Annotated in this window: 6 protein-coding genes; 1 reads left to right on the top strand and 5 read right to left on the bottom strand. The window is 75.6% G+C overall.

Annotated features, from left to right (window positions below; translation table 11 throughout):
- Window positions 1-55: 55 nt before the first annotated feature.
- The 5 genes from H9623_RS01090 to H9623_RS01070 form a co-directional block, all read right to left on the bottom strand.
- Complete coding sequence (locus tag H9623_RS01090) at window positions 56-988, bottom strand: regulatory protein RecX (protein WP_193718236.1); 933 nt, start codon at window positions 986-988, stop codon at window positions 56-58.
- A gap of 23 nt (window positions 989-1,011) precedes the next feature.
- Window positions 1,012-2,100: a recombinase RecA gene (recA, locus tag H9623_RS01085; protein WP_193718235.1), complete on the bottom strand. Its 1,089-nt coding sequence runs from the start codon at window positions 2,098-2,100 to the stop codon at window positions 1,012-1,014.
- A 281-nt stretch (window positions 2,101-2,381) separates the two neighbouring features.
- Complete coding sequence (locus H9623_RS01080) at window positions 2,382-3,245, bottom strand: MBL fold metallo-hydrolase (RefSeq protein ID WP_321575189.1); 864 nt, start codon at window positions 3,243-3,245, stop codon at window positions 2,382-2,384.
- Complete coding sequence (locus H9623_RS01075) at window positions 3,242-5,374, bottom strand: phage holin family protein (RefSeq protein ID WP_193718234.1); 2,133 nt, start codon at window positions 5,372-5,374, stop codon at window positions 3,242-3,244. The genes H9623_RS01080 and H9623_RS01075 overlap by 4 nt, the downstream gene beginning before the upstream one ends.
- A gap of 77 nt (window positions 5,375-5,451) precedes the next feature.
- Window positions 5,452-5,685, bottom strand: coding sequence for a DUF3046 domain-containing protein (locus H9623_RS01070; RefSeq protein ID WP_193718233.1), 234 nt, complete (start codon window positions 5,683-5,685; stop codon window positions 5,452-5,454).
- Between the two features lie 91 nt (window positions 5,686-5,776).
- On the opposite strand from H9623_RS01070, the gene H9623_RS01065 reads away from it, so the two are divergent.
- On the top strand, window positions 5,777-10,825 hold the full coding sequence (locus tag H9623_RS01065) for an Lhr family helicase (protein WP_193718232.1): 5,049 nt from the start codon (window positions 5,777-5,779) through the stop codon (window positions 10,823-10,825).
- Window positions 10,826-10,847 lie beyond the last annotated feature (22 nt).

The raw sequence follows: 10,847 nt of genomic DNA, 5'->3' as shown, positions 1-10,847 counted from the left end.
GCGGGCCCGCGGCGGGGGTCGTCAGGTCACGGCCTGCCCGACGGCGCCGCTCGCCTCAGAGGTCCTCGTACCCGCCGTACGGTTCGTCGTCGTCCTGCGTCTCGCCCTCGCGCGCGAGCTCCTCGCGGACGAGGGACAGCGCGAGGCCGGGGCTGTATCCCTTGCGGGCGAGCATCCCGACGATGCGGCGGGTGCGGACCTCGCGGTCGAGGCCGGTCGTGCGGGCGAGGCGGCGCTGGACGAGGTCTCGGGCCGCCTCCGCCTCGTCGTCCTCGTCGACCTGGTCGAGGGCGTCGGTCGCGGTGTCGTCGTCGATGCCCTTGCGCCGCAGCTCCTGGGCGATGGCGCGGCGTGAGAGCCCGCGTTCGCCGTGGCGGGTGCGGACGATCATCCCGGCGTACTCGGCGTCGTCGATCAGCCCCACCTCCTCGAAGCGTTCGAGGATCGGTTCGAGGACCTCGGGCGGGTACCCCTTGCGGGTCATGGCGTCCATGAGCTGACGTCTGCTCTTGGGGGCGGCGGTGAGGGTGCGCAGGATCGCCTCGCGGGCGTGCTCGGTGAGCTCGGGACCGACCAGGGCCCCTGACTCGATGCGGTCGGCGACCGTGGGACGGGGCTTGCGTTCCTTGCGTTCGCCCGAGTACTCCTTGCGGCGCGACGCGCCGGCTCCACGCTTGGAGGACGTCGAGCCGAACCCACCGTTCAGCCCGCTGCTGCCGAACCCGGACGAGCTGCGCTGCCCGAACCCGCCGCGACCCGACGAGGTGCCGCTCCCGTCTCGCGACCGCGACGACCCGCCCGCGCCGAGCCTGCTCGGGCGGGACGCGGTCCTGGGCCCGGGCGCGGCGGGCCCGCTGTCACGGTCCTCGGCTGCTCGTGCGCCCGCTGCACCGCCCGCCCCTGCAGAGCCGGCAGCACCTGACGCCCCGGAAGCACCGACGGGCGCGTCCCCCTCCTCACCGGGGAGGGGACGCGCCCATTCGGGCATGCGGTCGAGCGGGTCGTCGACGATCAGAGGGCGGCCTTCTTGCCCTTGCCCGCAGGCGCCGCGACGGGCGCTGCCGGTGCGTCGACGGCGGCCGGGTCGGCCGGTGCGTCGACCTTGGCGCCGACGCCGAGCTTCTCCTTGATGCGCTTCTCGAGCTCGTTCGCGAGGTCCGGGTTGTCGCGCAGGAACGAGCGTGCGTTCTCCTTGCCCTGTCCGAGCTGGTCACCGCCGTACGTGAACCACGAACCGGACTTGCGCACGAACCCGTGCTCGACGCCCATGTCGATGAGCCCGCCCTCGCGGGAGATCCCGACGCCGTACAGGATGTCGAACTCGGCCTGCTTGAAGGGCGGCGCCATCTTGTTCTTGACGACCTTGACGCGCGTGCGGTTGCCGACCGCGTCGGTACCTTCCTTGAGCGTCTCGATGCGGCGGATGTCCAGGCGGACCGACGCGTAGAACTTGAGGGCCTTGCCACCGGTCGTGGTCTCGGGCGTACCGAAGAACACGCCGATCTTCTCGCGGAGCTGGTTGATGAAGATCGCGGTGGTGCCGGACTGGCTGAGGGCACCCGTGAGCTTGCGCAGCGCCTGCGACATGAGGCGGGCCTGGAGGCCGACGTGGCTGTCGCCCATCTCGCCCTCGATCTCGGCCTTGGGCACGAGGGCCGCGACCGAGTCGATGACGATGATGTCGATGGCGCCCGAACGGATCAGCATGTCCGTGATCTCGAGGGCCTGCTCACCCGTGTCCGGCTGCGAGACGAGCAGCGCGTCGGTGTCGACGCCCAGCTTCTTCGCGTACTCGGGGTCCAGCGCGTGCTCGGCGTCGATGAACGCCGCGATACCGCCTGCGCGCTGCGCGCTCGCGACGGCGTGCAGGGCGACGGTCGTCTTACCGCTGGACTCGGGGCCGTAGATCTCCACGACGCGGCCGCGCGGGAGGCCTCCGATGCCGAGCGCGATGTCCAGGGCGATCGACCCCGTGGGGATGACCTCGATGGGTGCACGCCCCTCCTCGCCCAGGCGCATCACCGAGCCCTTGCCGAAGTTGCGGTCGATCTGGGCGAGAGCGGCTTCGAGCGCCTTCTCGCGGTCTGCGGGTGCGGGCATGTCGGTCACCTTTGCGTGCGGGGCACGGAACCGTGCCGAGATGTGTTCGAGGCCGAAGTGTTCAGGAAGCCTGTGTCGTGTCCCGACGGTACGTGCCGCCACTGACACTCGCCGCCACCCGCACCCTGCCTGTGGACGGGGCGCGGTCAGCTCGTGCTGTGCACAACTCTACCCGAACACCTGTTCGAGAGAGCCTTCGGTGCGCGGCGTGTCGCTCTCGTCCGGAACACGAGCGGCGGCCCGTGCGCGACCGGGCCCCGGACCACTCGCCCGGCCCCGCGTCACCCCTCCCACGACTCCCCCGGCGCCAGCACGACCGCCCGCGTCCCGGGAGCCCACCGGCGCACGGCCGCGGCGAACGCGTCCCCGGCGTGGTCCATCCACCCGCGCGGCAGGTTCTGCCCGCCCGGCGCGTGCAGGGTCCCCCAGTGCACGGGGATCGCGACCCGGGCCCCGACCGTCGCGCACACGTGCGCCGCCTCGACCGGCCCCAGATGGCCCCCCGACAGCCGCGGCCCCCAGCCCGCGACGGGCACGAGCGCCACGTCGATGCCGCCGCCCGCGAGCGCCGGCAGGTGAGCCATGCCCGGGTAGGCCTCGGTGTCGCCCGCGGCCCACAGCGTCCACCGGTCGGTCTGCACCAGGTGCCCCACGGCCGCGTTGGGCCGGTGCGGCATGGGACGGTGCCCGTGCACCGCAGGCGTGAGGTGGACGCGGACGTGCGCTCCGACGTCGTGCCAGGTGCCGTGCTCCGCACCCGGGCCCCCCGGGGTGCGCGGGCGGCCCGGGACGGGGCCGGCGAGCGGGCGCTCGTCGTGCTCGGTCCCTGTCCCGAGCCCCACCCCGGCGAGCCCCTTGGACCGCAGCCAGCGCGCGTTCGCGGGAGCCGTGAGGATCGGGGCGTCGCCCAGGAGCCGCAGCGAGCCCAGCTCGGCGTGGTCGTGGTGCAGGTGCGAGAGGAGGACGGCGTCCGCTCCGCGCCAGGTCTCGGCGGGCCGGGCTCCGCGACGGCGCAGCAGGCCCGCGTGGCGGCGCAGCAGGGGGTCGGTCACGATCCGCACGTCACCGTCCGGCGTCTCGACGTCGAGCACGACGCTCGCGTGCCCCAGCCACGTGACGCGCAGGCCCGGGGCCACCCCGGTCACGTCCGCACCCCCAGCTCCTCGAGCCAGCCGACGAGCACACGGTGCACGGCCTCGGCCCCCACGAGCATGCGTCGCCCGCCCACGTCCTCGCGCGCGGCGTCCGCCACGCGCAGGCTCGCCGGGTAGAGCAGCACGGCCTCGTTCTGCGCACCGCCCAGGCCGCCGTGCGAGCCCACGAGGCCCTCGAACGCGTGGACCAGCCCCGCGTCGTCGACGCTCGAGACCAGGAGCAGGTCGCCCGCGTGCTCGAGCGAGGCCGCCCGCAGCAGGTCGGGCGCGGCCCGGGGGCCGTACGGCGCGAGCGGGTCCTGCCCGTGGACCTCGCCCGTGACCAGGTGGCGGCTGCCCGCCGGGCCGTACGCGACGACGTCGGGCACCTCGCCCTGGACGGGACCGCTCTCCTGCACGACCACGACCCCCACGGCCGGGTTCGCGACCAGGCCCGGCACGAGCGCGGGCCAGCGCGCCCTGATCTCGTCCCCCACGAGCCGCACCGGGGAGCGCGGGAACCACACGAGGCCCAGGTTGCCCGAGCCGACGACCGCGACCTCGGGCAGGTCGCCCGCGTCTCCCGGCGCGGGCTCGCGGTCGGGTCCGACGAGCACGCGACCGCCCCTCACGTCCTCGGCGCCGCCGCGCCCGAGCACGTTGAGCGCGGTGTTGACCGCGCCCCACGCCTCGGAGTCCGCGGACGCGGGCGACCGCACCCCCGCAGCCCGACGGCGCCGCTCGACCGGGGCGGGCCGGGCCGCCATGAGGCGGCGCACCTCGTCGAGGAAGGAGCGGCCCACGACCTGCTCGAACGTCGCGCCGAGCGCCTGGCCGTGGTCCGACAGCACGACGACCTCGTACCGGCGCGGCGCCGCCTCGGCGACCTGCTCCCACAGGCCCACGACCCGGTCGAGGCCCTCGAGCGCTCGCATCGCCTCGGGGCGCAGGGGGCCCGCGTGGTGCGCGATCTCGTCGTAGTCGACGAGGTCCACGAACACCACGGGGGCACCGCGCACGAGCTGCTCGGCGACGAGAGAGGTGTTGAGGTCGCGCAGGACGACGTTCGACACGGCCCGCAGCACCGGGTAGGCCCCCAGCCGCGAGACGCGCGGCACGACGTCGCGCACGGCCTGCTGCCAGCCCTGGTAGAGCTCCTTGAAGAACTCCCCCACGGTCGCCACGAGGGCCCGGACCAGGACGAACGGGCTCGAGAAGAAGTGGACGAACAGCTGCCCGGGTCCCAGCCCGGCGCGCGCCCGGCTCATGACGAGCAGGTTCGTCGCGGCGTCGCCCGAGAACATGGTGGACACCGCGACGCCGCCGCCCGCGAGCAGCCCCCGACCGTCGCTCATGGCGGCCTCCACCTGCGCCGCGTCCGCCGGGCGGTTGGTCACGACCAGCCGGCCCTGCGCGCGGTCCCACCACCGGAACGCGGGCACGTGCTCGCTCGTGCCGTGCAGCAGACCGGCCTGGCTGGCCGGCGTGGTCGACGGCACCCGGGCCCACCACGACTCGAGCTCGTGCGTGCCCGAGCTCAGCCAGCGCGCGAGGTTCGGGGCCAGGCCCGCCTGGACCGCGTGGTCGAACGTCTCGCGTGCGACCCCGTCGAGCTGCACGACCAGGAGGCCGGCACGGGACCGGTCCGCGGCGGCACCACCGTCCTCCCCGTCCCCGGGGGCCGTCGAGGCCTGCGCGCGGCGGTCCGCGGCACGCTGCGCCCGGCGCGCCCGCCGGAGCAGGTGGTCGATCACGTACTCGTTGTCGCTCGCACCGACCGCCCACCGCCCGATCGCCATGAAGAACGCCGCGAGCACCAGCACGGCCACGACGCTGCCCCAGTCGTCGGTCTCGAAGCCGGGCAGGTACGTCAGCGCGAGCCACGCCACGAGCACCTGACCCACCAAGCCCGAGACCAGCGCCCCGAGGACCCCTGCACGCCCCGCGACGAGGCGCCACAGCGGACGCAGGACCGCGTCGCCGACCCCGACCACGAAGGCCGCGAGGAAGACCGACCACCACGACGTGATCCGCACCCCGGGGACGCACCAGATCGCGAGGGCGAGGCCAGCGGTCGTCGACACGAGCGACCAGAGCGCCCCCGTCAGGTCGTGCACGGAGAACGGGAGACGGTGCCTCATGCGGCCATGATGCCGCGTGCGCCGGGCGGGCGCCCGCGCGGCCGCCCGGGCGTGGACGGGCCCCCAGCGGCGATCACCTACCGCGCGGGCGGAGCCTGCCGGTGCTTGTCGGTGCCCCACCGCTGCGAGTCGGGCACGTCCAGCGCGTCGCACAGCGCGTGCCACACGTACCGGGGCTCGACGCCGTCCTCGAGCGCCTGGACCGCGGTGCGGTCCTCCAGGGCGTTGAGCACCTGGTCCCTGGTCAGGGCGCGACCATAGGCCGATCCGAAGACCTCGTCCACCAGCTGCCAGAACTCTCGATACCGCACGGGGACAGCCTGCCACGTCCCGGGGCCGTCGCCCGACGCGCGCCTCCACCGGTGGGGAGCGGTTGTGGGTGGCAGAGCCCACAATGGCGAGGTGACGTCCCCCGCCCCGCTCGCCGGTTTCAGCGCTCCGACCCGCGCGTGGTTCGAGGGCGCCTTCGAGCGCCCGACCGCCGCGCAGGCGGGCGCGTGGGAGGCGATCAGCAGCGACCGGCACGCGCTGGTCGTGGCTCCCACGGGCTCTGGCAAGACGCTCGCGGCGTTCCTGTGGTCGCTCGACAGGTTGCTCTCGCCACCCGCGGGCGAGGCGCCTGCGGACCCCGTGCACCGCTGCAAGATCCTCTACGTCTCCCCGCTCAAGGCGCTGGCCGCGGACGTCGAGCGCAACCTCCGCTCGCCGCTCGCGGGCATCCGGCAGGCCGCCGTGCGGCTCGGCACCACGGTCCCGGAGGTTCTGGTCGGCACCCGCACGGGAGACACGCCCGCGAGCGAGCGCCGCCGCTTCGGGATCGCTCCCCCGGACATCCTCATCACGACCCCCGAGTCGCTCTTCCTCGTCCTGACCTCGCAGGCACGCGCCGGGCTGGCCGGTGTGCAGACCGTCATCATCGACGAGATCCATGCCGTGGCCGGGACCAAGCGCGGGGCGCACCTCGCGGTCTCGCTCGAGCGCCTCGACGCCCTGCTTCCCGTGCCCGCGCAGCGCGTCGGCCTGTCGGCGACGGTCCGCCCGGTCGAGGCCGTCGCGACGTTCCTCGCCGGGCACCGCCGCCTGGAGGACCAGGGGCGGGAGGTCGTCGTCGTGCAGCCGCCGTCGGAGAAGAGGATCGAGGTCGACATCGTCGTCCCCGTCCCGGACCTGTCCGACCTGCGCACCGCACCGGCCGGCGCGGGCGCGGGCGCGGGCACGGGCACGGACGGCCTGCCGCCCCTGCCCGACGGCGAGCCCGACCTCGCGGGTCCGGCCACCGGCCGACCTCCGCGCCCCTCGGTGTGGCCGCACGTCGAGGAGCGCGTCGTGGACCTCGTGGCGGAGCACCGCTCGACGCTGGTCTTCACCAACTCGCGGCGAGGTGCCGAGCGGCTCACGGCCCGCATGAACGAGGTCTGGGCCGAGCGGCAGGGCGAGGACGTGCCGGACGTCGGGACGCTCCAGCCCGCGCAGGTCCTGGCCCAGTCCGGTGCGAGCGCGGGCACCGAGCCCGTGATCGCCCGGGCCCACCACGGCTCCATGAGCCGGGCGGAGCGCACCCGCACCGAGACCGAGCTCAAGGACGGGCGCCTGCCCGCGGTCGTCGCGACGTCGTCCTTGGAGCTGGGCATCGACATGGGCGCCGTGGACCTCGTGGTCCAGGTCGGGGCGCCGCCGTCGGTCGCGAGCGGGCTCCAGCGCATCGGGCGCGCGGGGCACCAGGTGGGCGCGGTGTCCCACGGTGTGGTGTTCCCGACGTTCCGGGGCGACCTGGTGCCCTCCGCGGTGATCGCGGACAGGATGCGCACCGGACAGATCGAGCACCTGCACGTGCTGTCCAACCCGCTCGACGTCCTCGCGCAGCAGGTCGTGGCCATGGTCGCGCTCGACGACTGGACCGTCGCCGACCTCGCCGCGCTGATGCGCCGCAGCGCGCCGTACGGCGCCCTGGGCGACGCGACGCTGCACGCCGTGCTGGACATGCTCGCGGGCCGCTACCCCAGCGAGGACTTCGGCGAGCTCCGGGCGCGGATCGTGTGGGACCGCACGTCGGGGGTCCTCAGCGGACGGCCCGGTGCGCTGCGGCTCGCGGTCACGAGCGGCGGGACCATCCCGGACCGCGGCCTGTACGGGGTGTTCCTCGCGACGGACTCCTCGGCCACGGCGGGCCCCGAGGACACCGCCGGCGTGCTCGGCGACGCGCCCGGGGGCGCAGCGACGGGTGCGCGGGCGCGGGGCGGGCGGCGGGTCGGCGAGCTCGACGAGGAGATGGTCTACGAGTCGCGCGTGGGCGACACGTTCACGCTCGGGTCGAGCACCTGGCGTATCGAGGACATCACCCCGGACCGCGTGCTCGTGACTCCCGCCCCGGGGGCACCCGGCCGGCTCCCGTTCTGGAAGGGTGACTCGCCCGGCCGCCCGGCCGAGCTCGGCCGGGCCGTGGGCGCCTGGGTACGTGAGCTCGAGTCGCTGGCCGCGAGCGACGGCGCGCTGCCGCAGCGCCTGCGGGACGCGGGTCTCGACGCCTGGGCGACCGACAACCTCGTCGCCTACCTCGCGGACCAGCGTGAGGCCACGGGGCGCGTGCCGGACGACCGGACGGTCGTCGTGGAGCGCTTCCGTGACGAGCTGGGCGACTGGCGCGTCGTCATCCACTCGCCGTACGGGGCCAAGGTCCACGCGCCGTGGGCGCTGGTCCTGGGCGCTCGGCTGCGCGACCGCTACGGGCTGGACGCCGCGGCCATGCACTCGGACGACGGGATCGTGCTGCGGCTGCCGGACGTCGGCGACGGCTGGGGGGACGCTCCCGGCGACCCGACCGGTCCGGGCGCCGCGGGGTCGCCCGTCGTGACCGCGGAGGACCTGCTGCTCGTCCCCGAGGAGGTCCTGGACGAGGTCCGCGCGGAGCTCGGCGGCTCGATCATGTTCGCCGCACGCTTCCGCGAGGCCGCAGCGCGAGCCCTGCTGCTCCCCCGGCGACGCCCCGACAAGCGCCAGCCCCTGTGGCAGCAGCGCCAACGCTCGGCGCAGCTCCTGTCGGTCGCGAGCGAGTACCCCGAGTTCCCGATCGTGCTGGAGGCTGCGCGCGAGTGCCTCCAGGACGACTTCGACGTCGCGGCGCTGACCGACCTCATGCGGGACCTGGCGGCGGGCCGGGTCCGGCTGGTCGACGTCACGACCCCGACCCCGTCCCCCTTCGCCCAGTCGCTCCTGTTCGGGTACACGGCCCAGTTCCTGTACGACGGCGACGCCCCCCTCGCCGAGCGCCGCGCGGCCGCGCTGTCCCTCGACCCGACGCTCCTGGCGGAGCTGCTGGGCACCGAGGGCGGGGCCTCGCAGCTCGCGGACCTGCTGGACCCGGAGTCGGTCGAGCGGACCGAGGCCGAGCTCGGCGCCCTGCTGCCGAGCCGCCAGGCCCGGCACGCGGAGGACGTGTGGGACCTGCTGCGCCGGCTCGGCCCGCTGCCCGGGGCGGAGGTCGCGCGGCGCACGCGCGAGGAGGTCCGCGAGGAGGTGCCCGCGTGGCTCACGGGCCTCGAGGGGGCGCGCCGGGTCATCCAGGTGCGCCTGGCCGGGGTGCCCGACGACGTCGCGCAGCAGTGGGCCGTGGTCGAGGACGCCGGGCGGCTGCGGGACGCGCTGGGGGTCGCCCTGCCCACGGGCATCCCCGAGGTGTTCACCGAGCCGGTCCCCGACCCGCTGGGCGACCTCGTGCGGCGCCACGCCCGCACGCACGGTCCGTTCGGGGCGCACGAGGTCGCGGCCAGGTTCGGGATCGGCGTGGCCGTGGCCACCGGGGTCCTGCGCCGGCTCGAGGCTGCGCGCGTGCTGGTCTGCGGCAGGTTGCGGCCGGAGTCCCTCGGCGGGACGGGCGAGGAGTGGTGCGACGCCGAGGTGCTGCGGACCCTGCGACGTCGCTCGCTCGCGGCGCTGCGGGCCGAGGTCGAGCCCGTGGCCCCCGAGGCGCTGGGCGTGTTCCTGCCGCGCTGGCACGGGATCGGCACGCTGCGCGGGGTGGACGGGCTGCTGCGCGTCGTCGAGCAGCTCTCGGGGGCCGCGGTCCCCGCCTCGGCGCTCGAGACGCTCGTGCTGCCGTCCCGGGTCACCGACTACTCGCCCGCGCTGCTCGACGAGCTCACCACGACGGGCGAGGTCCTGTGGTGCGGGCACTCGTCGCTGCCGGGCGGCAAGGACGGGCTCGTGAGCCTGCACCTCGCCGACGCCGCGCCGCTCACGCTCCCCGACGCGACCCCTCTCGAGGAGGACGGGCCGCTCGACAGCGACCTGCACCGGGCCGTCGTGGACCTGCTCACGGGCTCGGGCGGCTTCTTCCTGCCGCGCATCGCCGAGCTCGCGGGCGCCTCCCAGTCCGCGACCCTCGAGGTCCTGTGGGACCTCGTGTGGGCGGGCTGGGTCACCAACGACGGGCTCGGCGCCCTCCGCAGCCGGCTCGGCCCGGGGGGCGGAGCGCACCGCGCTCCGCGGGCCCCCGTGCGCGCCCGCCCGATGTCCCGGGGGAGGTTCGCCTCGCTCGGGGCCGGTTCGCCGACGGGGTCGCTCGGCGCGGCCCGCGGCGAGTCCGACCTGCGCGGCGGGTCGGGCCGCTGGTCCGCGCTGCCCGCGCGCGAGCTCGACCCCACCCGGCGCACGCACGCCCTGACACGGGTCCTGCTCGACCGGCACGGCGTCCTGACGCGCGGCGCAGCACCCTCGGAGGGCGTCACCAACTACTTCCGGGGCGTCTACCGCGTGCTGTCCGAGCTCGAGGCCACGGGCACGGTCCGGCGCGGGTACTTCGTCGAGCACCTCGGCGGCTCGCAGTTCGCGCTGCCCGGTGCGGTCGACCAGCTCCGCACCGACGCCCAGGACCGCGAGCACGCCGAGGAGTCGCCGGGGCGACGCGAGCTCTCGGCCCTGCTCCTCGCGGCGACCGACCCCGCGAACCCGTACGGCGCGGCGCTGCCGTGGCCCGAGCCCCGGGTGCCGCACGAACCGGGCGGCGGGGCCCCGCTCGGGCTCGGTCCGCCCGGCGGAGCACGTGGTGCCGGCACGGCTCAGGCGGCAGGTGCCGGCGGTGGCGCGGCCCCCGCCGCGGTCCTGACCGCCGACGTCTCCAGGCCCGCGCCCCGCGCGACGCACCGGCCGGGCCGCAAGGTGGGCTCCGTCGTCGTGCTCGTGAGCGGGGACCTGGTGCTGTACGTCGAGCGCGGCGGGCGCTCGTTGATCTCGTTCGGCGACGACTCCGAGTCCTCCGCCCGGCGCCTCGCCCTGGCGAGCGCCGAGCTCGCCCGCGCCTCGCGCGCGGGCCTCCTCGGCAAGATGGTCATCGGTCGGATCGACGGGATCGACGCCCTCGCGGGCGCAGGCAGCACCGCGTCGCGGGCGTTCGGGGTCACGGCCGCCCTCCTGGAGGCCGGGTTCCGGCCGACCCCGCGGGGGCTGCGCACATGAGGGCCCCGGCAGCCGCAGCCGC

It is taken from the genome of Oerskovia douganii (assembly GCF_015142735.1).
Taxonomy (GTDB): Bacteria; Actinomycetota; Actinomycetes; order Actinomycetales; family Cellulomonadaceae; genus Oerskovia; species Oerskovia douganii.
Note: the sequence above shows the minus strand (reverse complement) of the source record. Positions and strands in the feature narration are given on the sequence as shown.